This window comes from Citrobacter sp. LST-B2 (genome assembly GCF_057983045.1).
Window position 1 is genome coordinate 4,658,123 of record NZ_CP192598.1, and the last position, 23,579, is coordinate 4,681,701.

Sequence of the window (23,579 nt, forward strand, 5' to 3'; positions counted from 1 at the left end):
GCTCAGCCGCCGGTTAATACTCCGAATTTACGATCACCTCTTCACCATACGCACCAGCCTGCGGCAACGGTCTGTAGGTCGAGTTTGAGGCGCGCAGAATACGGATCCCACGGATGCCCGCATCACGCGCGGCGGTAATGTCGTTATCCGAGTCGCCATAGAACATGCGGATATTTTTATCCTGCAGCCACTGCGTTTTGGTGTTCTGACCCGGCTTGTCTCCGGCAAAAATCACCGGATTCATATTTGCCGCCGGAATGTGGAAGTTATCTGCCAGCGTTTTCGATACGGTCTCGGTTTTGGTCGGCGAACGACCGGTGATAAAAAAGATGCTGTCGCCACGACGGACGTGCATGTCGATCAACTGACGCGCGACCTCTTTTGGAATACTGAACTCATCCCAGCCGTTGTTCATTTTCTCCCAGAATGCCGGGTTCTTCAGATACGCCTCGCTGTCCGGGGACCAGGTTTTCTTTCCACGCCAGAAACCAGGACTGGAAAACAGCACGGTGTCATCAATATCAAAACCGACGGCCATTGGCGGACGACCGGTCAGCGTGTTTTCGATCTGCGCCACGGAAACCCAGTGAACAGGAGCTTGTTCCGCGAGTTTCGCAACGTTAGTACCGGGATTTAATGGGGAAGGTGAAGAAGCCAGCGCGCTGGCAGGATGGTTCAACGTGAAAAGTAAGCAGATGGCGCTCAACGCCAGTGTGATCTTTCGCATATTTTTCCCTTTTAAGTCATTTAGTTATGATTTTATTAGTACGACTATTCGACAAACTCTCTGACCATAACCCCAGCGGCAGATGAAAGGAAGGATTTTCTGCGGTTTAACCCTGGAAAAAGAGGAGGATCACATATAGAAGGAAAAAGGCCGGTTCAACCGGCCTGAGAGGAATTACATGACCGCAGCAAAGGCCTTCGCTACACGCTGCACATTCGCCACGTTCAGACCGGCCACGCACATACGCCCGCTGGCGATCAGATAGACGCCAAACTCGTCGCGCAGGCGATCGACCTGAGCCGCGCTTAGCCCGGTGTAGCTGAACATGCCGCGCTGTTGCAGCAGATAGTCGAAATTACGGCCCGGAATGGTGGCGGTTAGCACGTTCACCAGCTCCTGACGCATGGCCAGAATACGGGTTCGCATTGCCTCCACTTCCGCCAGCCAACTGGCTTTCAGCGCGTCATCGCCGAGCACCGTCGCGACCACCTGCGCCCCAAAGTTCGGCGGGCTGGAGTAATTACGACGTACGGTCGCCTTCAGTTGCCCCAGTACGCGGCCTGCGGTGGAGGCATCTTCACAGACGACAGAAAGCCCACCGACACGCTCGCCGTACAGAGAGAAGATTTTCGAGAATGAGTTGCTCACCAGAGCAGGCAGCCCGGCGCTGGCAATCGCGCGAATAGCATAAGCATCATCATCCATACCAGCGCCAAAGCCCTGATAAGCAATGTCGAGGAACGGGATCAGATCGCCCGCTTTCAGGATCTCAATCACCGCATCCCATTGCGCGTGCGTTAAATCCGCACCCGTCGGGTTATGGCAGCAAGGATGCAACAGGACGATACTGCGCGCAGGCAGCGTTTTCAGGGTCGCCAGCAGATCGTTGAAACGCACGCCGTTGGTAGCATTGTCGTACCAGGGATAGGTGCTGACGGTAAATCCAGCCCCTTCAAAAATCGCGATATGGTTTTCCCACGTCGGATCGCTGACCCACACGCCGGAATCCGGGAAATAGCGCTTGAGGAAATCGGCACCCACTTTCAGCGCGCCAGAGCCGCCCAATGTCTGGATCGTCGCCACACGCTGCTGCTGGAGAACCGGATGATCAGCCCCAAACAGTAATGGCGCGATAGTATGACGATAGGTATTCAACCCTTCCATCGGCAGATACAGCGAAGCGCCGTGCGGCTGCGCGTTAAGACGCGCTTCGGCTTCCGCCACCGCTTTCAACTGCGGGATAATCCCGTCTTCGTTGTAATACAGACCGATACTCAGATTCACTTTGTCACTACGCGGATCTTCTTTGAACCGCTCCATGAGCGACAGAATCGGGTCGCCAGCGTAGGCGTCAACTTTTTGAAACACGCGATGGTTCTCCAGGTTTACAGGCAGGGGTTAAGACACAATAAACCGGATGGAGAGGAAGATCGAGCGCCTGGTGGGAATATTGCCGGATAAGGCGTTTACACCGCCATCCGGCACTCCACACGCCCGCTTAATCGATATACTTCATTGCCACCCGTGAAGTCAGGCGGGTAATCAGCTCATAAGCACTGACTTTAGTCATCGCCGCAATGCGTTCCACCGGGAGTCCCTCTCCCCATAAAATCACCGGGTCACCGGCCAGGTCTGTCGCCTGCGGCCCGAGATCAACGCAAATCATATCCATCGCTACGCGACCCACAATCGGTACTTCGCGACCGTTCACCAACACCGGCGTACCGGATGGCGCAGCGCGCGGATAACCATCGCCATAGCCCATCGCCACGACGCCAAGACGTGTATCACGTTCGCTGATCCACGTTCCGCCATAGCCTACCGGCTCGCCCGCTTTATGCTCGCGCACGGCAATCAGGCTGGAAGTCAGCGACATGACCGGCTGGCAGCCAAAATCGGCCCCTGTGGACTGGTTTTCCAGCGGCGACACGCCGTAGAGAATAATGCCAGGACGAACCCAGTCAAAATGCGACTGCGGCCAGAGTAAAATCCCGCCGGAGGCGGCAATCGAGCGTTGACCCGCTTTGCCTTCACAAAAGGTATTGAACACATCAAGCTGCCGTTCGGTCGCTCCACATTCCGGCTCGTCCGCACGGGCAAAATGGCTGACGATATTAACTGGTTGGCGCACGTTTTTACATTGCGTCAGGCACTGCCAGAAGGCGTCCGCTTCTTCAGGAAGCACGCCCAGACGATGCATGCCGGTGTCGAGTTTCATCCACACGGTCACCGGTTCATCCAGTTCGGCGGCTTCCAGCGCGGCCAGTTGTTCCTGGTTATGGACCGCCGTATGCAGGTGTTGTACGGAAATGGTGGGCAGATCGGATGCCTCAAAAAAGCCTTCCAGCAGCAGGATGGGTTGCGTGATCCCCCCTGCTCGCAGACGTAAAGCTTCTTCGAGACGCGCCACACCAAAAGCGTCAGCATCGGGGAGCGTTCGCGCGGTCTCTAACAGACCGTGTCCGTAAGCGTTCGCTTTCACGACCGCAACCAGCTTGCTGGCAGGCGCCAGTTCACGCAGACGTTGCAGGTTGTGTCGCAGAGCGCGGCGGTTAATAACTACAGTTGCCGCTTGCATTGTCATTCCTTGCCTTAATAAAGAAATAATCTTCTCAATCATTTGCGTCACAGCAAGACGGTCAACGCCGCTGCGGCACAAAGGATGACGAGGATTTACTCGTCGTCGTACTGCGGTCCCGCATAATTATCGAAGCGCGACCATTGTCCGTTAAAGGTCAGTCGCACGGTCCCGATGGGGCCGTTACGCTGCTTACCAATGATGATTTCCGCAATCCCTTTCAGGTCGCTGTTCTCGTGATAAACCTCGTCACGGTAGATAAACATGATTAAGTCGGCATCCTGTTCAATGGAGCCGGATTCACGCAGGTCGGAGTTGACCGGGCGCTTATCAGCACGTTGTTCCAGCGAGCGGTTAAGCTGCGACAGCGCCACGACCGGCACATGCAGTTCTTTTGCCAGCGCTTTCAGCGAGCGGGAAATTTCAGCAATCTCCAACGTACGGTTGTCGGACAGCGATGGCACGCGCATCAATTGCAGGTAGTCGATCATAATCAGCCCGATACCGCCATGTTCGCGAGCGATACGGCGCGCGCGGGAGCGCACTTCCGTTGGCGTCAGACCGGAGGAGTCATCAATATAGATGTTACGTTTTTCCAGCAGAATGCCCATCGTGCCGGAAATGCGCGCCCAGTCCTCATCGTCCAGTTGCCCGGTACGAATACGGGTCTGATCCACGCGGGACAGCGAGGCCAGAGAACGCATCATAATCTGTTCAGAGGGCATCTCAAGACTAAAGATAAGAACCGGTTTATCCTGCAACATCGCCGCATTTTCGACGAGGTTCATCGCAAATGTGGTTTTTCCCATTGACGGACGCGCCGCGACGATTATCAGATCCGAAGGCTGCAGGCCTGCGGTCTTTTTGTTGAGATCGTCATAGCCGGTGTTAACCCCCGTCACCCCGTCGTGCGGTTGCTGGAACAGTTGTTCGATACGCGCAACGGTCGCGTCGAGCACATCGGCAATGTTTTTCGGGCCTTCGTCTTTATTGGCGCGGCTTTCCGCGATTTTAAAGACGCGGGACTCGGCGAGATCGAGCAGATCCTCACTGGTGCGCCCCTGCGGATCAAAACCCGCATCCGCAATTTCATGGGCGACGGCAATCATGTCGCGCACCACCGCACGTTCGCGAACAATATCCGCATAGGCGCTGATATTCGCGGCACTTGGCGTATTTTTGGAGAGTTCAGCCAGATACGCAAAACCGCCGACGCTGTCCAGTTGCCCTTGCCGCTCCAGCGATTCCGCGAGCGTAATCAGGTCTATCGGACTGCCGGTTTCCTGCAACCGCCCCATTTCTGTGAAGATGTGACGATGTGGACGGGTATAAAAATCTTCCGCTACCACGCGCTCGGCGACATCGTCCCAGCGCTCGTTATCCAGCATTAAACCGCCCAACACCGACTGTTCCGCTTCAATCGAGTGCGGCGGTACTTTCAGTCCGGCAACCTGTGGGTCGCGATCACGGACATCAGTCTGTTGTTTGTTGAAGGGTTTATTTCCTGCCATAGTGAATGGAGTTACCGAGATAAAAGTGAGTTGACGCTAATCTTCCGATGATACTGGAGAAATCATGGCAACACGAATTGAATTTCACAAGCATGGTGGCCCTGACGTGCTTCAGGCCGTGGACTTTACCCCTGCCGATCCCGCAGCAAACGAAATCCAGGTCGAAAACAAAGCGATCGGCATTAACTTTATTGATACCTATATTCGCAGTGGGCTCTATCCGCCCCCCGCGCTGCCCAGCGGTTTAGGGACCGAAGCAGCTGGCATCGTCAGCAAAGTCGGCAACGGCGTCCGTCATATTAAAGCAGGCGATCGCGTGGTGTATGCGCAGTCCGCACTCGGCGCCTACAGTTCGGTCCACAACGTACCGGCCGATAAAGCCGCTATCCTGCCTGACGCCATCTCTTACGAGCAGGCTGCCGCCTCTTTCCTGAAGGGACTAACCGTTTTTTATCTGCTGCGCAAAACTTACGAAATCAAGCCCGACGAACCGTTCCTGTTCCATGCGGCCGCTGGCGGCGTAGGGCTGATTGCCTGTCAGTGGGCGAAAGCGCTGGGCGCGAAACTGATTGGCACCGTTGGCAGCGCGCAAAAGGCACAGCGAGCGCTGGATGCCGGCGCATGGCAGGTGATTAACTATCGCGAAGAGAACATTGTCGAACGGGTTAAAGAGATAACCGGCGGCAAAAAAGTCCGCGTGGTGTATGACTCGGTCGGTAAGGATACCTGGGAAGCCTCACTGGACTGTCTGCAGCGTCGGGGGCTGATGGTCAGTTTTGGCAACGCGTCAGGCCCGGTGACCGGCGTGAACCTGGGGATTCTGAATCAGAAAGGTTCGCTATACGCCACGCGCCCTTCTCTTCAGGGCTACATCACCAACGCGGAAGAGTTGACCGAAGCCAGTAACGAACTGTTTTCGCTGATCGCCAGCGGCGTGATCAAAGTGGATGTGCCAGACCGTCAGAAATATCCGCTGAAAGAGGCACGGCGCGCGCATGAAGTGCTGGAGAGTCGGGCAACGCAGGGTTCGAGTTTGCTGATCCCTTGATTCCCTTGCTCCTGAAAGAAATTGGGCTTCCCATTGGGAAGCCCTTTCTTTTTTAGTTCGGCTGTATGTAGGGTACAGCTCGATGAATCTGTTAGTCGCGCAATACTGACAGATTTGGTAGTCAATTCCTATTTGGTTCTGACGCCAAAGTTACAGGTTGTGACGCATCCCTCACATCTTTAGTAACGCCAACGGTTATTGCGCTGATATTGTGGGATTTTTGGCGACTTAATCGCTTTAATCACCCACACCACCGCAACAGCCAACAGCAACCACGGCAAGAGTTTGATCATCAGTGCAAACATGCCGCCAAGGAACATCACGAACGCGGCAACAACCAGCGCGGCCAGAATGCCCAATAGCGAGACGCCGGTGACCATCAGCATGATAAAGAAGCCAAGCACAAAAAGTAGTTCCAGCATGATGCTCTCCCATAATGAATTCCTGCCCAGACCATTACAAAAATCATGCCAAACTTAATTTCTTGATTTTTCAGCAAAACGCCCCGCAAAACTTTGCAGGGCGTGGTGAAATTGACTACTTTTTAGTGAAAATCTAACGCTTATCGGCCACCAGCTTCAGCGCATGCTCCAGCACATTAACATCGGCACCGGCTTTATGGGCGTTTTCGCTCAGGTAGCGACGCCACTGGCGCGCCCCCGGGATCCCCTGAAACAGCCCCAGCATGTGGCGCGTAATATGACCAAGATACGTGCCCTTGCTCAGTTCACGTTCGATATAAGGATACATGGCCCGCACCACCGTAACCGGATCGGCATCAGCAGTTGAGGAGCCAAATATTTCGCGATCGACAGCGGCCAGAATGCCAGGGTTCTGATAGGCTTCGCGCCCGACCATCACGCCGTCCATATGTTCAAGATGCGCCTTCGCCTGTTCCAGCGACGTAATGCCGCCATTAATGGACATCGTCAGCTGCGGGAAATCGCGTTTCAGTTGATATACACGCGGATAATCCAGCGGCGGGATTTCACGGTTTTCCTTCGGACTTAATCCGGAGAGCCAGGCCTTACGAGCGTGGATGATGAACATCTCGCACTCACCGCGACCAGACACCGTATTGATGAAATCGCAAAGAAATTCGTAGCTATCCTGATCGTCAATACCAATACGGGTTTTCACGGTCACCGGAATCGACACCACGTCACGCATCGCCTTCACGCAGTCTGCCACCAATTGCGCATTGCCCATCAGACAGGCGCCAAACATGCCATTTTGTACACGATCGGACGGACAGCCGACGTTGAGGTTGATCTCGTCGTAGCCGCGCGCTTCAGCCAGCTTCGCGCAGTGCGCCAACGCTGCCGGATCGCTGCCGCCTAGCTGCAGAGCGACCGGATGCTCTTCTTCGCTGTATGCCAGATAATCTCCTTTGCCATGAATAATCGCCCCCGTCGTCACCATCTCGGTATAGAGCAGCGTCTGGCGAGACAATAAGCGCAGGAAGTAGCGGCAGTGTCTGTCCGTCCAGTCGAGCATAGGCGCGATGGAAAAACGGTGAGCGGGAAAGGCAGATTGTGATTCTGGTGACATGGTGGTTTTTTGAGCATCCTGTAAATTGGGGGCGCTACTATAGCACAGGCAAAACCGGAGACGTAATGTCTCCGGTTATCCCCATCAGAACGTCACGCTGACCTGCGCGCCTGCGCCCCAGGTTTCGTCCTCGCCATACAGTCCCATCAAGTCAAGATGTACGCGGTTGAACGGGGCAAACCCGACGCCGCCGGTAAAGACGTTGCTGTCGTTATCTTTCACGTCAGCACGATAACCGGCACGCACGGCCAGCCAGTCGAGCGGCCGGACTTCAGCACCAACGCCGACATACTGTGAGTTTTCCTCGCTTTTGAAACCTTTGGTTTCGGTCAAATCACCGTCTGCACTCAGCGTCAGCAGCTCGTTTTGCCACGCCACACCGGCGGTGACCAGCGGGCGAATCTGGTACGTGTCTTTGTAGTTTCGCGTTTCACCCGTCATGCCGTGGGTGATAGTGATCGATTTGGTATCCAGATCGCGTGAAATGAGGTTCTGCCCGCTGATCCCCACCGTCCAGTGTTCACCAAAGTCCGCCGCAATCCCGGCGTCGACGTTAAAACCAGTGTCATCATTACGATAACGACTACTGTTCCAGTCGCTACTGTCGTAGTTATAGATAGAGGTGGTGTAATTGTAGAGCCAGGTTTTTTGCAGTTTTGGCGTAACGCCAATCGACACCGGCACATCGCCGAACGTAAACTGTCGGGCAACGGCGATACCATAATCTGAAACAATTGCCGCGCGTCCCGATGCCGTCGAGTTGAGGTGTTTGGTTATCTCATCTGAGCCTTCAATCGCCGCCTTCCCGGCTTCAACGAGCGCATAGGTATCGCTGCCCTCAATCCGGCGCAGATAGTCAATATCACCCTGATCAATGGATGAACTGACCCGTCCATGCGCATAGCCCTTCGCCACGAAAGCCAGGGAAAGCGTCTCATTGGGAATGCTCACCGCCAGTCCCGCCCCTGCACTGGCGCGTGCCGTTTTCCCTTTCAGGTATTCGAGTTCATCGGCAAGATCGCGTGCCGCGCCCTGAAACTGATTCAACACGCCGCGCGGGTTGAGCAAAACTTCCTGCGGCGTCAGATTATCAACCACCTCATCGTAGTAATCGATTTTGTCGCTGATCTCATCAATTTCATCCTGAAGATTATCTTTGTCGGTGATTTGTGCACCGACCGCCGGAAGAATCACGGTAACGCTGTCTTCAGGCTTCGCTTTCGCCAGCAACGCCGGGTTAATGAGAACCCCGCTACCATAATTTGCCGACGCCACGCCCGTTCCGCCCATCGCGTCGTTACGCGCTTCCGCCCAGGTATTCGCCGCGTTCGCCTGTTGGGAAACCAGGAACGAGACCGCAATTGCCACCACCGAAAAATTAAAATTTTTATTCACAGTAAACCTATTTTATTTGCAGGTGAAATAATGCCTCAGCCAGTATCAACGCGGCTGAGTAGGACTATTGCTGTGATAAAATGGGTGAAGATGACGCTATTCGCTCCATGCAGAACTTGCTGGAACGTTTTTATTATGTGACAGACATCAATATGTATAGAAGAGAATGCGAAACAGGGAAAGATTAGCAGGCGATTTATCGTGCCGGCCTGGATCTCGGCGTTTCTCCCATAACATGATAAAGTGAGGGTTTTCTTACTTCACGCGATCCGAGGTGCCCAATGGAAAAGACCACAACGCAAGAGTTGCTGGCGCAAGCTGAAAAACTGTGCGCGCAACGCAATGTGCGCCTGACCCCACAGCGCCTTGAGGTGTTGCGTCTGATGAGCCTTCAGGAAGGCGCAATTAGCGCTTACGATCTGCTCGACCTGCTGCGTGAATCAGAACCGCAGGCCAAGCCGCCAACGGTCTATCGCGCACTTGATTTTCTGCTTGAACAAGGGTTTGTGCATAAGGTTGAATCCACCAACAGCTACGTGCTGTGTTACCTGTTCGATCAGCCAACTCATACTTCCGCGATGTTTATCTGCGACCGCTGTGGTGCGGTGAAAGAAGAGTGTGCGGAGGGCGTGGAAGACATTATGCATATGCTGGCGGCGAAGATGGGGTTTGCCCTGCGCCACAATGTGATTGAAGCACACGGATTATGCTCAGCCTGCGTGGAAGTGGAAGCCTGCCGTCACCCTGGCGAGTGTCAGCACGATCATTCGATTCAGGTTAAAAAGAAACCCCGTTAAGGAAATGGGCGGCATGCTATGCCGCCCGAAGCAAACAGAGGGGCTTACATCCATGTACTCACGGGTATGAGGGTAGCTTACCAGCGATAGTCGTTGCGTTTTTCCCAGCTAACGACCTCTTTCTCCGCCTGGTCTTTCTCGTAACCATAACGTTCCTGAATCTTACCGACCAGTTGATCACGCTTACCTTCAATGACTGTCATATCGTCATCGGTCAGTTTGCCCCACTGCTCTTTCACTTTACCTTTAAATTGTTTCCAGTTACCGCCGGCTTCGTCTTTATTCATCATAAAGTCCTCTTTATTAGGCTGTGAATAGTGAGAGTAAACCGCCCAACTGCGTTCGTTTTCTGCTGGACGTGAGATTAAGTGTAGTCAGAGATTCTGGGTTCAATTCACTATTCAGAATCTTTAACCATCACGAAGCCGAAAACCAGGTCCCATTCCGCCAGTGGCGCCGCCAGATCCAGGCTAATGACAGTCCGCGCAGCGTCAGGAAAACCGCCAGCGCCAGCCACAAACCGTGATTCCCCAATACGGGGAGCGCCAGCAGGGTCAGCGCAAACCCGGCAGCCGCGACCGCCATACTGTTACGCATTTCAGCCGCCCGCGTTGCACCGATAAACATACCATCCAGCAGATAGCACCAGACGCCGACCAACGGCAAAATCACTTGCCAGAGCAGATAGCGATCGGCCAGTTGCTGGATTTGCGGAAGTGATGTCAGCAGCGCGACGATCTGTTCGCCCGCGAGCAGATAAACCACTGAGAACAGCAGTGCGACAATACCTGACTGACGGCACGCCGCGCGCCAGACCTCCAGCAACTGACTGCCATCGCGGGCGCCATAGGCCTGACCGGAATGCGCCTCCACGGCGTAGGCAAAGCCATCCAGCGCATAGGCCGTAAACGTCAGCAACGTCATCAACACGGCGTTAACGGCGATGATATCGCTACCCAGTCTGGCCCCCAGCACGGTAATGGCACCAAAACAGAGTTGCAGCAGCAGCGAACGCAGCATGATGTCGCGATTGAGCGCCAGAAGGCGACGAAAGTTGCCGCGCCAGGCCTGCCTGAGTATGACGAGAGAGACGCCCCGCAAGTGCAAGACCTTACGCACCATCAACAAACCGATCAGCAACGTCGCATATTCCGCAATCACCGTCGCCAGTGCGGCCCCCTGCACGTTCATATGCAGCCCCATTACCAGCCAGAGGTCGAGCACAATGTTCAGGATATTGCCGACAATCAGCAGGATCACCGGCGCACGCGCGTATTGCACGCCCAGTAACCAACCGAGCAGAACCAGATTCGCCAGTGACGCCGGCGCGCTCAGCCAGCGAATGGCCAGGAATCGCCTCGCCTGTTCCAGCACCGCTTCGCTGCCGCCAACAATGTGTAGCGCCAGGTCGATAATCGGCGTGCGGAAGATAACAATCAATGTCCCTGCGCCCAAAGCCAGGATCAGCGGTTGCACCAGAGCCCTCGCCAGCGCCTGAGGATTCTTCGCGCCGAATGCCTGCGCCGTCAGCCCGGTAGTGCTCATCCGTAAGAAGAGCAGTAGCATAAACAGAAAGCTGGTTGCGGTTGCGCCTACTGCCACACCGCCGAGATAGACGGGGCTGTCCAGGTGACCAATGACCGCCGTATCCACCAGTCCCAGCAGCGGAACGGTGATATTGGAGAAAATCATCGGTAAGGCGAGGCGCCAGAGTGCTTTGTCAGCAGAAGCAAAAAAAGGCATGGAGACGAGCCTGAGAAGAGGTCATAACGAGAGTGGTGAGAGTGCCGGATAACGACGTAAACGCCTTATCCGGCCTAAAGAAATACTACAGCCATTCACCATTACGGATGACGCCAACGGCCAGTCCTTCGATGGTAAAATTCTGTTCGCGAAGGTCAACCAGGATTGGTTTAAATTCGCTGTTTTCGGGCAGCAGTTCAACTTTATTGCCCTGTTTTTTTAGGCGCTTGACCGTCACTTCATCGTCGATACGCGCTACAACCACCTGACCGTTACGCACGTCCTGGGTTTTGTGTACCGCCAGCAGATCGCCATCCATAATGCCGATGTCTTTCATCGACATTCCGCTGACGCGCAGCAGGAAATCGGCGTTCGGCTTAAACAAAGATGGATCCACCTGATAATGGCCTTCAATGTGCTGCTGCGCCAGCAGCGGCTCGCCCGCCGCAACGCGACCGATGAGCGGTAACCCTTCCTCTTCTTCCTGCAGCAGTCGAATGCCGCGAGAAGCACCGGAGACGATTTCAATCGCCCCTTTACGTGCCAGCGCCTTCAGGTGTTCTTCAGCCGCGTTTGGGGAACGGAACCCCAAACGCTGTGCGATCTCCGCACGCGTCGGTGGCATACCTGTCTGGCTGATGTGATCCCGAATGAGATCAAACACCTCTTGTTGCCTGGCCGTTAACGCTTTCATTCCGCCCCCTGGGTGTATATACAGTTATGCTGTGAGTATATACAGCTAAAGGTGATTTTGGAACCACAAACTACACATTCGACAGCAGATTTAGCCGGTTATGGAATCAGGGTCGAAAAACGTTAGCGAAAATGTGGCCACAACAGGAGTCCCCAGGTGATCAGCGCCACAATGATAGAAAGCAGCACCGCCGCCGACCCCATATCTTTTGCGCGACCAGAAAGTTCGTGATAATCAGAGCCGATACGGTCCACTACCGCCTCAATGGCGCTGTTCAGGATTTCAACAATCATGACCAGCATGACAGAGCCTATCAGCAGAACGCGCGTAATGGCATCCACGTCCAGCCAGCAGGCGATAGCCACGGCCAGCAGCGCCGCCACGCTTTCCTGACGGAACGCGGCCTCGTTAATCCACGCGGCGCGAAAACCTTTCCAGGAATAGCCTGCAGCTTTGATAATTCGGGTGAATCCAGTGGTATTATTAGCCATTAAAAGAACCTTTTTGCATTATTGGCGTCAATGACATTGTCTTGTTAACTCATGTAATTCGAGTTAGGGCAACGCGGCGCGAAGTATGACGGGATAGACCAGAAATTCACATGACTTTCTGATATCCTTGCAACGCAATTGCATTATTAACCAGAGGCTTTACATCGTTTATGTCCGGCTGGCCACGAATTTACTACAAAATCCTGAATTTACCATTAAGTGTACTGGTAAAAAGCAAGTCTATTCCGGCAGATCCTGCCCCGGAATTGGGACTCGATACCTCTCGCCCAATTATGTACGTTTTACCGTACAACTCCAAAGCGGACTTGCTGACGCTGCGCGCGCAATGTCTGGCGCACGATCTCCCCGACCCGTTAGAACCGCTGGAGATCGATGGCACACAGTTGCCGCGCTATGTGTTCATTCACGGCGGACCGCGTGTCTTCACCTATTACACGCCGAAAGAAGAATCCATCAAGCTGTTCCATAACTATCTCGACCTGCATCGCAGCAATCCGGATCTGGATGTGCAAATGGTGCCGGTGTCGGTGATGTTTGGACGTTCTCCGGGTCGTGAAAAGGGCGAGGTTAACCCGCCGCTGCGCATGCTTAACGGCATTCAGAAATTCTTTGCCGTCTCCTGGCTTGGCCGCGACAGCTTTGTCCGCTTCTCGCCTTCCGTCTCTCTGCGCCGAATGGCCGATGAGCACGGCACGGATAAAACCATTGCGCAGAAACTGGCTCGCGTGGCGCGTATGCACTTCGCCCGTCAGCGCCTTGCCGCGGTGGGGCCGCGTTTACCTGCGCGTCAGGATCTCTTCAACAAGCTGCTGGCCTCCAAAGCAATTGCCCGCGCGGTAGAAGACGAAGCGCGCAGCAAGAAAATCTCCCATGAAAAGGCGCAGCAAAACGCCATTGCGCTGATGGAAGAGATCGCCGCCAACTTCTCTTACGAGATGATTCGCCTGACCGACCGTATTCTGGGCTTCACCTGGAACCGGCTGTATCAGGGGATTAACGTTCACAACGCAGAACGCGTTCGCCAACTGGCGCACGACGGGCACGAAATTGTTTATGTTCCCTGCCACCGCAGCCACATGGACTACCTGCTGCTCTCCTACGTGCTCTATCACCAGGGGCTGGTGCCGCCGCACATCGCTGCAGGTATCAACCTGAACTTCTGGCCGGCAGGCCCGATCTTCCGCCGCCTGGGCGCGTTCTTTATTCGTCGTACCTTTAAGGGCAATAAGCTCTATTCCACGGTTTTCCGTGAGTATCTGGGCGAACTGTTCAGCCGCGGCTACTCGGTTGAATACTTTGTCGAAGGTGGTCGTTCCCGTACCGGCCGTTTGCTGGACCCAAAAACTGGCACGCTGTCGATGACCATCCAGGCGATGCTGCGCGGCGGCACCCGTCCGATCACTCTGGTGCCGATTTACATCGGTTACGAGCACGTGATGGAAGTAGGAACCTATGCCAAAGAGCTGCGCGGCGCGACCAAAGAGAAAGAGAGCCTGCCGCAGATGCTGCGTGGCCTGAGCAAGCTGCGTAATCTCGGTCAGGGCTACGTCAACTTTGGCGAGCCAATGCCATTGATGACCTACCTGAATCACCACGTGCCGGAGTGGCGCGAGTCTATCGATCCGATCGAAGCCGTGCGTCCAGCCTGGCTGACGCCGACGGTAAACGGGATTGCGGCGGAGCTGATGGTGCGTATTAACAATGCGGGTGCGGCGAACGCCATGAACCTGTGCTGCACCGCGCTGTTAGCGTCTCGCCAGCGTTCGCTGACCCGCGAACAATTGACCGAGCAGCTCAACTGTTACCTGGATCTGATGCGCAACGTGCCGTATTCCTCTGATTCGACCGTGCCGTCTGTCAACGCCAGCGATCTTATCGATCACGCGTTGCAGATGAACAAATTCGAAGTCGAGAAGGATACCATTGGCGATATCATCATTCTGCCGCGCGAGCAGGCGGTCCTGATGACCTACTATCGCAATAACATCGCGCATATGCTGGTGCTACCGTCACTGATGGCGGCGATCGTCACCCAGCATCGTCATATTTCCCGCGAAGCGTTGCTGCAACACGTTGACGTGCTCTACCCGATGCTGAAAGCCGAGCTGTTCCTGCGCTGGGAGCGCGATGAGCTGGCAGACGTGATTGACGCGCTGACGGCTGAAATGCAGCGTCAGGGGCTGATTACCGTTCAGGATGATGAACTGCATATCAATCCGGCTCATTCCCGTACGCTGCAACTGCTGGCCGCGGGTGCGCGCGAAACGCTGCAGCGTTATGCCATCACCTTCTGGCTGCTGAGCGCTAACCCGTCGATCAACCGCGGGACGCTGGAGAAAGAAAGCCGCACCGTGGCGCAGCGTCTGTCCGTGCTGCACGGTATTAACGCGCCGGAATTCTTCGACAAGGCGGTGTTCAGCTCACTGGTGCTGACTCTGCGTGACGAGGGTTACATCAGCGATACCGGCGATGCGGAGCCGGGCGAAACGATGAAGGTGTATCAGATGTTGGCGGAACTCATCACGTCGGATGTACGCCTCACCATCGAGAGCGCGACGCAGAGCGAGTAAAGAAAAAGCCGGTCAAGATGACCGGCTTTTTTATGTTAGATTGCCGGATGGCGGCGTTCCGCCTGATCCGGCCTACATCGGCTTACGGTTTGGTAGGCCCGATAAGCGCAGCGCCACCGGGCAAGATGCTTTATAAGTGCCAGTAGCTCATTGCCAGACCGATAAACAACACCAGCCCGACGTAGTTATTGTTCATGAATGCTTTAAAGCAGGCCTCGCGTTCGCGGTTGGCAATCAGTTTCTGTTGATAAACAAACAGCGCGCCCGCGACCAGCACAGACCAGTAATAACCCAGCCCCAGACCGTTCAGCCAGCCAATCAGCGCCATCAGCGCCAGCACCGCCACCTGCAAGATACCGATAATCAGCTTGTCATGTTCGCCAAACAGAATGGCCGTCGATTTAATGCCGATTTTCAGATCGTCATCGCGATCAACCATCGCGTACTGCGTGTCGTAGGCCACCGCCCACAAGATATTGGCCAGGAACATCAGCCAGCAGCTCAAGGGTACCGACTCACTCACCGCCGCGAAGGCCATCGGGATCGACCAGCCAAACGCCGCCCCCAGCACTACCTGCGGCAGGTGGGTGTAGCGCTTCATAAACGGATAGACCCACGCCAGCGCCAGTGCTGCAACCGACAGCAATATGGTCATGGTGTTGAGCGTTAATACCAACAGAAAAGCGAGCAGTACCAGCACCACAAACAGCGTCCGGGCCTCTTTCTCCGTCACTGCGCCGCTAGGTAATGGGCGGTTCGCCGTGCGTTTTACGTGTCCGTCAAATTTTCGATCGGCATAGTCATTAACCACGCATCCGGCGGCACGCATCAGCCAGACCCCGGCGACAAACACCGCCAGGATCCACCCTTGAGGGACGCCAGGGGTCGCTACCCACAGAGCCCACAGCGTCGGCCAGAGCAGCAGTAAGGCGCCGATGGGCTTATCCGTACGCATCAAGCGGTGAAACGCCAGCAGCTTATTTTGCGTCAGACTCCACTCCATTTTATTTTCCTCTTAGTACAACGGCGATGCAGGTAAAAACAGTTCGGTCAGCATTAGCGGCTTACCGCTCAGTCGCAGGCGGGAACGACGTCCCCACAGCCCGGCATCACAACCAATCTCAATAAAATCTCGGGTCAACGTCGATGATGTAAACAGATAACGCCCCAGCGGGGTTTTGCCTAAGTGTTGTAAGGCCAGTTCGGGGCCGGACAGCGTGGATTCAGGCACCACGGTGCGTCCAGCCAGCCAGGGTTCATCATCGGCACAGAGCAGGATTTCACGCAGCCAGTAGCGGGATTCTTTTGGCAGTCGCGTCAGCTCTTCCACCACCTCATTTTGACCGACAAATCCCTCCCTGATCAGGGTCACCGTGACCCGTTTTCCCTGTTGTTCAAAACGTTTTGTCATGGAATCTTCCAGTAGCAGCCAGTCGAGCTGTTCTGGATCCAGGGCGGGAATCTCTTCAAAATAGCGCAGCGCACGCAGTTGCGTTAACGCGGGGTGTGACATGCCTGACTCTCCGTTTCATAACTGAAAGGCATTGTATCGCAGAAAAGCGCTTACGGAAGATGGAAACATAATTAAGTGATCTGTTACGCAACAGAAACGTAACAAGTCGCAGGAAATGCTAAAAAAAAGGTGCGCCAGTTGACGCACCAGTTGTTGCAAATCAGCAATGTGGGGAGAAATTACCCCTTGCCTTTTACACTGCTGATAAAGGTGGAACGGGCAGATGTTGATCCCAGACGTTCAGCTTCATCAAGCAGTTTCAGCGCTTTATCAACGTCACCTTTCGCGACGGCGTCTTTAATCGCTTTGTTAAAGTAGCTTTCGGTGTCGTTCAACATCGGCTCGCTTTTCTTCGCGGGCGCAGGTGCAACCACCGGCGCGGCAGCAGGTGCAGCGTAGGTCGGTGCAGGTGCGGCGGTATTGCCTACCGTCACCGGACCCGGGCCGGAAGAACCAAACAATGGCCCCACCAGCACGCTGGAACTGCTGCTGGTTTTCACTTTCAGCTTCAGCAGACCGTCGGTAGTATGACGGGCAATCGGATCCGGAATATCCGGCACCGAGTTACCCACGCCTTTGGCGTAGGCTTTCGCTGGATCGAGCAGTTTGGTGGTCTGCTGAAGATCTTTCTCGGTCGTAAAGACCAGAACATAAAGCTTCTGCTGGCCCAGCGCTGGCGTCAGGCGCATCACCCCTTCCAGACGATCCGCGCTCATCACGCCCGGTTCCTGGTAGGTGAAATAGCTGCTGGGGAAGAACGCAGAAGGCGTCATGTTCTGATCGAGAATCAGGACGTTGGGCGCGAAGACACTGGTTTGTTTGTTCACTTCGCTGGTGAGCGTTATGTTTAGCTCCCCGATGTTCGCCGGTACGCTGTAAGCGGCAACCGGACCGGAGATGCCCGCGACATCAAGACGCTGACCGCCGGTCGAAAGCTGTGTGGTTTGCGTGTTGGACTGGTCAACCGGCGTCCAGGTTAACTGCTGGAGTGCCGCCGTCGGAATCGTCGGTGCGGCGCTGGTATTCTGTGGAACGTAATTCACGTCAGCCAGGCTGATGCCCGGCGCACTGGCAACTAACCCTGCGGATAAACAAAGGGCGACGAGACTTTTCTTCATTTTCATTGTTATCACCTCAGAAAGCGTGGGTTCAGCGGTGGCCAGGCAATAGCGCGCTAAACCGCGAGAAACAGAGGGGCTTACGCCCCTCGCTACGTCAGGTTAGTGCCGGATTACCACCAGATTTCCATCTGAGCACCGAAGGACCACTCATCGTTGTCGCCACGGCTGTAGGTGCGCGCGCTGGTATCGCTGTAGGCAATGCCGTTGTCGTAACCCCATTTCTCATCCCACTTCGCGTAGGTCGCGAAGACACGGATAGCCGGGCGGGACCAGATGCTGTCGCCAGCCTGCCACTGTTGCGCCAGGGTAATTTTGTACTGGTTGTTGGTGTCGTCGGTACGCTGAGACTTCACGTTGTCGTAGCCGATTTCCATCAGGGTGCTCATGATCGGTGTCCATTTGAACATCGGACGCACACCGACGGTATACCAGGTTGAACCGTTGTTATCGTCACGGTCGATATCCTGATACATACCGACGTACATCAGGTCCCAACGGTCGCCCAGAGAGATAGCACCGTGGTCGAGGATACGCACCAGACTACCGTTGTTGTTGATTTCGTTGTTAACGACGCCAATTTCCGTATCTGGGTTGTAGTTGTTACCCGTGAAGGAGCCCTGCGGGATCCCTTTACCCTGAGTCGTCATTGCATCGGTAGCGTACTGAACGACAAACTTGTTGTAGCCTTTCAGCATGCTTTGCGTATGTTCAGCGGTGAACATCCAGCCGTCTTTAGTGGCACCGTCGGCATAGCTGTAGCCGTCAGTTTTGTTCGCACGACCGTAGTCAACACCCAGTTCCAGCACGCCGTCCGGGTTCGTTTCCAGACCGGCTAAACGCACGTCGAAAACGTCGTTCGCCGTGTCTTTGTAACGGTCATAGATATCATTGCTGCTGAAGATGTAAGAGCCGCCAGCTTCCTGAGAACGGGTGGCGGCCAGAGACAGTTTACCGAAGCCCAGATCGATATTTTCGATACCGGCGCCAGGACCTGAAATATCCCAGTAGTAGAAGTCGATCATGTGAACGTCGTGACGCTGATAGAAGCGCTTACCTGCCCAGATGGTGGAGCCAGGCAGCCAGTCGATCAGGTTTTTACCCTGTACGTTCGCTTCACGGAATGCCGGGTCGGTGGCTTCCCAGTCATTCTGCTGTGCCACGGAGTAGGCAACGTTGGTGTCAAAATAGAAGCTCTTATCGCCCTCTTTCCAGACTTCCTGGCCCAGTTTAAGTTCCGCGTACGTTTCACATTCGTTGCCAAGACGGTATTTACTTTGAGCACCGGTTGCCTGGAAACATTGTTGTTCGCCGCCACTACCCGTCCAGCCGATACCGGAACGAGCATAACCATGGAAATCCACTGCCATTGCCTGAACAGACATAATGCCTGCTGCGACGGCAACCGCCAGGGGGAGTTTGCGCAGAGTAATCATCATTCTATCTCCTGAGATCATTGCTTTTCTTTGCACGCTTCACCGTAGGGTTTTGCGCTTTTTTTTAATGGGACACCTTAAACACCGGGCTCTTTATGCAACCGACGACATGCGGTGCCATCTTCACGGAACAGATGACAACGCTCTGGCGGCAGGCCAATAGCGAATGTGGCGCCCTCTTCTACCAACACCACGTCGTTCTGGCGGTACACCAGGTTTTGACGAATGGCGGGGATCTGAATATGAATCTGTGTTTCGTGACCAAGCTGTTCGACGACCTGAACCTCGCCTTCCAGCGTGACATCGGCGATATCACTGGGCAGCAGATGTTCCGGACGAATACCTAGCGACATATTTACGCCGACCTGCACATCACGGCTGTCGACCGGTAGCCAGACGTGCTGACGGTTCGGCAGTTCCACTTGCACCTGGTCGATGGCGGTTGCGGTGACTTTCACCGGCAGGAAGTTCATCTTCGGTGAACCAATAAAACCCGCGACGAAGCGGTCTGCCGGGTAGTGATACAGTTCCAGCGGCTTGCCAATCTGCGCGACGCGACCGGCATCCAGCACCACGATTTTGTCGGCCAGCGTCATCGCTTCGACCTGATCGTGGGTGACGTAGATCATCGTGCGACCCAGGCGTTTATGCAGACGGGAGATTTCGATACGCATCTGCACGCGCAGCGCGGCATCAAGGTTGGAGAGGGGTTCATCGAGCAGGAACACACGCGGTTCCGCCACCAGCGTACGGCCAATCGCCACGCGCTGGCGCTGTCCCCCAGAAAGGGCTTTCGGTTTACGCTCCAGCAGATGCGCCAGTTGCAGCACTTCGGCAACCTGGTTAACACGCTGATTCATTACCTCTTTTTTCGCGCCCGCCAGTTTCAGGCCAAACGACATATTTTCGGCAACGGATAAATGGGGGTAGAGCGCGTAGGACTGGAAGACCATCCCGACGCCACGTTCCGCAGGGGGGATATCGTTCATGCGGGTTTCCCCAATATAGAGATCTCCGCTGGTAATCGTTTCAAGTCCGGCAATCATACGGAGCAGGGTCGATTTGCCGCAGCCTGACGGTCCAACAAACACCACGAATTCCCCTTCGTGAATGTCGAGATTGATATCTTTCGATACCACCACATCACCCCAGGCTTTCGTTACATTTCGCAGCTGTACGCTCGCCATGCCTTCTCCCTTCGTTACAACCTGTCATTGACAGCAACATTCATGATGGCCCGACTATGCGGGATTCACTGCGAGCGTGAATCCTCCACCCCCCAGCTTTTTTATGGGGGAGGAGTCGGGAGGATGAGGGAAGGAAGTCTGAGACCCAGGCCGGGGGACATCGCGTAATTTCGTGATGTCCCCCGCAAAAATGAGTCTGTTTTTATGTGCGCCAGTACGCATTACTCATATTTCTGCAACACAGATCACATAAAGAGCGGGTGGGGCGTAGGGGTAAGGAGGATGGAAAGAGGATGTCAAATAAGGAGACTGAGTCACGTTGAACCACTGAAGTCTTACCACGAGCACATCACCAAAAGGATGGCAGATATGAAGATCAAGACTGGCGCACGCGTTTTCGCATTGTCCGCCCTCGCAGCAATGATGATTTCCGCACCGGCTCTGGCCAAAATTGAAGAAGGTAAACTGGTTATCTGGATTAACGGCGACAAAGGCTATAACGGCCTGGCCGAAGTGGGTAAAAAATTCGAGAAAGACACCGGTATCAAAGTGACCATCGAGCACCCGGACAAGCTGGAAGAGAAATTCCCGCAGGTCGCGGCAACTGGTGACGGTCCGGACATCATTTTCTGGGCGCACGATCGTTTTGGCGGTTACGCACAGTCTGGCCTGCTGGCTGAAATCACGCCGGATAAAGCGTTCCAGGACAAACTCTATCCGTTCACCTGGGATGCCGTGCGTTACAACGGCAAACTGATCGCCTATCCGATCGCGGTTGAAGCGCTGTCGCTGATTTACAACAAAGACCTGGTGGCAAACCCGCCGAAGACCTGGGAAGAAATTCCGGCACTGGATAAAGAGCTGAGGGCGAAAGGTAAGAGCGCGCTGATGTTCAACCTGCAAGAGCCGTACTTCACCTGGCCGCTGATTGCTGCCGACGGCGGTTACGCATTCAAGTTTGAAAACGGCACGTACGACGTGAAAGACGTGGGCGTCGACAGCGCAGGCGCGAAAGCGGGTCTGGGCTTCCTGGTTGACCTCATCAAGAACAAACACATGAACGCCGACACCGACTACTCGATCGCCGAAGCGGCCTTTAACAAAGGCGATACGGCGATGACCATCAACGGTCCGTGGGCATGGACGAACATCGATAAGAGCAAAGTGAACTACGGCGTCACCCTGCTGCCAACCTTCAAAGGCAAACCGTCTAAACCGTTCGTCGGCGTGCTGAGTGCCGGTATTAACGCCGCCAGCCCGAATAAAGAACTGGCAAAAGAGTTCCTGGAAAACTACCTGCTGACCGATCAGGGTCTGGAAGAAGTGAACAAGGACAAACCGCTGGGCGCCGTGGCGCTGAAATCCTATCAGGATCAATTAGCGAAAGACCCACGTATCGCCGCCACCATGGATAACGCCCAGAAAGGCGAAATCATGCCGAACATCCCGCAGATGTCTGCGTTCTGGTACGCGGTTCGTACGGCAGTCATCAACGCCGCCAGTGGTCGTCAGACCGTTGACGCAGCACTGAAAGACGCGCAGGGCCGTATCACCAAGTAATGCTGTCGATGTGCCTGATGGCGCTGCGCTTATCAGGCACATTCACGACAAGATTTCACCGTTGTAGAGGAAGATCCCCATGGATGTCATTAAAAAGAAACATTGGTGGCAAAGCGACACGCTGAAATGGTCAGTGATAGGTCTGCTGGGCCTGCTGGTGGGTTACCTTGTTGTTTTAATGTATGCACAGGGGGAGTACCTGTTCGCCATCATGACGCTGATTTTAAGCTCTGCTGGCCTGTACATTTTTGCCAACCGTAAGACCTACGCCTGGCGCTACGTTTACCCAGGCATGGCTGGTATGGGGCTGTTTGTCCTGTTTCCGCTGATTTGCACCATCGCCATTGCCTTTACCAACTACAGCAGCACCAACCAGCTCACTTTCGAACGCGCCCAAGAGGTGCTGATGGACCGCTCTTATCAGGCGGGTAAATCCTTTAACTTCGGGCTGTATCCTGCCGGTGAAGAGTGGCAACTGGCCCTCACCGACGGCGAAACCGGAAAGAATTACCTCTCCGACGCCTTTAAATTTGGTGGCGAACAAAAGCTGGCGCTGAAAGAGACAGACGCCCTGCCAACCGGTGAACGCGCAACGCTGCGCATCATCACCCAGAATCGCCAGGCGCTGAATCAGATTACCGCCGTGATGCCCGATGGCAGCAAAGTGATCATGAGCTCGCTGCGCCAGTTCTCCGGTACGCAGCCGCTGTACACCCTCGCTGATGACGGCATGTTGACCAACAACCAGAGCGGCGTGAAATACCGTCCCAATAACGACATCGGCTATTACCAGTCCATCAATGCGGACGGCAACTGGGGTGATGAAAAGCTGAGTCCAGGCTACACCGTAACCATCGGCTGGGATAACTTTACCCGCGTCTTTACGGACGAAGGGATCCAGAAGCCATTCTTCGCCATCTTCGTGTGGACGGTGGTTTTCTCAGTGCTGACCGTGATTCTGACCGTCGCTGTGGGGATGGTGCTGGCGTGTCTGGTGCAGTGGGAATCGCTGAAAGGTAAGGCCATTTACCGCGTCCTGCTGATCCTGCCGTACGCCGTGCCGTCGTTTATCTCAATTCTGATTTTCAAAGGGCTGTTCAACCAGAGCTTTGGTGAAATCAACATGATGCTGAGCGCGCTGTTTGGCATCAAACCGGCGTGGTTCAGCGATCCGACCACTGCCCGTTCGATGATTATTATCGTCAACACCTGGCTCGGTTATCCGTACATGATGATCCTGTGCATGGGCTTGCTGAAAGCGATTCCGGACGACCTGTACGAAGCCTCGGCAATGGATGGCGCAGGCCCGTTCCAGAACTTCTTTAAGATTACGCTCCCGCTGCTGATCAAGCCGCTGACACCGCTGATGATCGCCAGCTTCGCCTTTAACTTTAACAACTTCGTGCTGATTCAACTGTTAACCAACGGCGGTCCGGATCGCCTCGGAACGACCACGCCAGCCGGGTATACCGACCTGTTAGTGAGCTACACCTATCGCATCGCCTTTGAAGGCGGCGGCGGTCAGGACTTTGGTCTGGCGGCGGCAATCGCCACGCTGATCTTCCTGCTGGTCGGCGCCCTGGCGATTGTGAACCTGAAAGCCACACGCATGAAATTTGATTAATCAGCATCACCAGGC

The 23,579-nt window shown here is 54.9% G+C and carries 21 protein-coding genes; 5 read left to right on the forward strand and 16 right to left on the reverse strand.

Going from position 1 to position 23,579, the window contains the following annotated elements; all coding sequences use genetic code 11:
• Positions 1–13: 13 nt before the first annotated feature.
• From aphA to dnaB, 4 genes are all read right to left on the reverse strand, one after another.
• Entirely contained in the window at positions 14–727 is a 714-nt protein-coding gene (gene aphA, locus ACQ0PY_RS22485; protein WP_042999042.1) for an acid phosphatase AphA, read from the reverse strand.
• Positions 728–901: 174 nt separating this feature from the next.
• The gene (gene tyrB, locus ACQ0PY_RS22490) at positions 902–2,095 is read right to left on the reverse strand and encodes an aromatic amino acid transaminase (RefSeq protein ID WP_046401383.1); all 1,194 of its coding nucleotides are present in this window, start codon (positions 2,093–2,095) and stop codon (positions 902–904) included.
• Between the two features lie 130 nt (positions 2,096–2,225).
• Positions 2,226–3,305 (reverse strand): alanine racemase, encoded by a 1,080-nt coding sequence (alr, locus tag ACQ0PY_RS22495; RefSeq protein ID WP_109739580.1) that lies wholly within the window; start codon positions 3,303–3,305, stop codon positions 2,226–2,228.
• Between the two features lie 95 nt (positions 3,306–3,400).
• On the reverse strand, positions 3,401–4,816 hold the full coding sequence (gene dnaB, locus ACQ0PY_RS22500; protein WP_042321088.1) for a replicative DNA helicase: 1,416 nt from the start codon (positions 4,814–4,816) through the stop codon (positions 3,401–3,403).
• Positions 4,817–4,880: 64 nt separating this feature from the next.
• Here dnaB and ACQ0PY_RS22505 point away from each other — a divergent pair, with 64 nt between their 5' ends.
• Positions 4,881–5,864 (forward strand): quinone oxidoreductase, encoded by a 984-nt coding sequence (locus ACQ0PY_RS22505; protein WP_061069528.1) that lies wholly within the window; start codon positions 4,881–4,883, stop codon positions 5,862–5,864.
• A 179-nt stretch (positions 5,865–6,043) separates the two neighbouring features.
• On the opposite strand, the gene pspG is transcribed toward ACQ0PY_RS22505, so the two are convergent.
• From pspG to ACQ0PY_RS22520, 3 genes are all read right to left on the reverse strand, one after another.
• Positions 6,044–6,286, reverse strand: coding sequence for an envelope stress response protein PspG (pspG, locus tag ACQ0PY_RS22510; protein WP_044257370.1), 243 nt, complete (start codon positions 6,284–6,286; stop codon positions 6,044–6,046).
• Between the two features lie 133 nt (positions 6,287–6,419).
• Positions 6,420–7,415 carry a tRNA dihydrouridine(20/20a) synthase DusA gene (gene dusA, locus ACQ0PY_RS22515; protein WP_042999037.1) on the reverse strand — a complete coding sequence of 332 codons (996 nt, stop codon included), beginning with the start codon at positions 7,413–7,415 and terminating at the stop codon, positions 6,420–6,422.
• Between the two features lie 84 nt (positions 7,416–7,499).
• Positions 7,500–8,810, reverse strand: coding sequence for a conjugal transfer protein TraF (locus ACQ0PY_RS22520; RefSeq protein WP_044264122.1), 1,311 nt, complete (start codon positions 8,808–8,810; stop codon positions 7,500–7,502).
• Positions 8,811–9,091: 281 nt separating this feature from the next.
• Between ACQ0PY_RS22520 and zur the strand changes: the two genes are divergently transcribed.
• A complete protein-coding gene (gene zur / locus ACQ0PY_RS22525) occupies positions 9,092–9,607 on the forward strand; it encodes a zinc uptake transcriptional repressor Zur (protein ID WP_044264124.1) in 516 nt (171 codons plus the stop codon).
• A 77-nt stretch (positions 9,608–9,684) separates the two neighbouring features.
• Here zur and ACQ0PY_RS22530 read toward each other — a convergent pair whose 3' ends face one another.
• The 4 genes from ACQ0PY_RS22530 to ACQ0PY_RS22545 form a co-directional block, all read right to left on the reverse strand.
• Positions 9,685–9,894, reverse strand: coding sequence for a CsbD family protein (locus tag ACQ0PY_RS22530; RefSeq protein WP_044264125.1), 210 nt, complete (start codon positions 9,892–9,894; stop codon positions 9,685–9,687).
• A gap of 130 nt (positions 9,895–10,024) precedes the next feature.
• On the reverse strand, positions 10,025–11,350 hold the full coding sequence (dinF, locus tag ACQ0PY_RS22535) for an MATE family efflux transporter DinF (protein WP_044264129.1): 1,326 nt from the start codon (positions 11,348–11,350) through the stop codon (positions 10,025–10,027).
• An 85-nt stretch (positions 11,351–11,435) separates the two neighbouring features.
• A complete protein-coding gene (gene lexA / locus ACQ0PY_RS22540) occupies positions 11,436–12,044 on the reverse strand; it encodes a transcriptional repressor LexA (RefSeq protein ID WP_042321072.1) in 609 nt (202 codons plus the stop codon).
• Between the two features lie 122 nt (positions 12,045–12,166).
• Positions 12,167–12,535 carry a diacylglycerol kinase gene (locus ACQ0PY_RS22545; RefSeq protein WP_042999034.1) on the reverse strand — a complete coding sequence of 123 codons (369 nt, stop codon included), beginning with the start codon at positions 12,533–12,535 and terminating at the stop codon, positions 12,167–12,169.
• 170 nt (positions 12,536–12,705) lie between these two features.
• Here ACQ0PY_RS22545 and plsB point away from each other — a divergent pair, with 170 nt between their 5' ends.
• Positions 12,706–15,126 (forward strand): glycerol-3-phosphate 1-O-acyltransferase PlsB, encoded by a 2,421-nt coding sequence (plsB, locus tag ACQ0PY_RS22550; RefSeq protein ID WP_042999033.1) that lies wholly within the window; start codon positions 12,706–12,708, stop codon positions 15,124–15,126.
• A 130-nt stretch (positions 15,127–15,256) separates the two neighbouring features.
• Here plsB and ubiA read toward each other — a convergent pair whose 3' ends face one another.
• The 5 genes from ubiA to malK form a co-directional block, all read right to left on the reverse strand.
• Positions 15,257–16,129 (reverse strand): 4-hydroxybenzoate octaprenyltransferase, encoded by an 873-nt coding sequence (ubiA, locus tag ACQ0PY_RS22555; protein ID WP_044253361.1) that lies wholly within the window; start codon positions 16,127–16,129, stop codon positions 15,257–15,259.
• 12 nt (positions 16,130–16,141) lie between these two features.
• Positions 16,142–16,639, reverse strand: a complete 498-nt coding sequence (gene ubiC / locus ACQ0PY_RS22560; RefSeq protein WP_042999031.1) for a chorismate lyase — start codon at positions 16,637–16,639, stop codon at positions 16,142–16,144.
• A gap of 179 nt (positions 16,640–16,818) precedes the next feature.
• Positions 16,819–17,763, reverse strand: coding sequence for a maltose operon protein MalM (gene malM / locus ACQ0PY_RS22565; RefSeq protein ID WP_044253364.1), 945 nt, complete (start codon positions 17,761–17,763; stop codon positions 16,819–16,821).
• 107 nt (positions 17,764–17,870) lie between these two features.
• Positions 17,871–19,196 carry a maltoporin gene (locus ACQ0PY_RS22570; RefSeq protein WP_042999029.1) on the reverse strand — a complete coding sequence of 442 codons (1,326 nt, stop codon included), beginning with the start codon at positions 19,194–19,196 and terminating at the stop codon, positions 17,871–17,873.
• Between the two features lie 74 nt (positions 19,197–19,270).
• A complete protein-coding gene (gene malK / locus ACQ0PY_RS22575; RefSeq protein WP_042321056.1) occupies positions 19,271–20,380 on the reverse strand; it encodes a maltose/maltodextrin ABC transporter ATP-binding protein MalK in 1,110 nt (369 codons plus the stop codon).
• A gap of 369 nt (positions 20,381–20,749) precedes the next feature.
• On the opposite strand from malK, the gene malE reads away from it, so the two are divergent.
• Both malE and malF read left to right on the forward strand, forming a co-directional pair.
• Complete coding sequence (gene malE, locus ACQ0PY_RS22580; protein WP_109739581.1) at positions 20,750–21,940, forward strand: maltose/maltodextrin ABC transporter substrate-binding protein MalE; 1,191 nt, start codon at positions 20,750–20,752, stop codon at positions 21,938–21,940.
• Between the two features lie 79 nt (positions 21,941–22,019).
• Positions 22,020–23,564 (forward strand): maltose ABC transporter permease MalF, encoded by a 1,545-nt coding sequence (gene malF / locus ACQ0PY_RS22585; RefSeq protein ID WP_044253367.1) that lies wholly within the window; start codon positions 22,020–22,022, stop codon positions 23,562–23,564.
• The last annotated feature ends 15 nt before the right edge of the window (positions 23,565–23,579 follow it).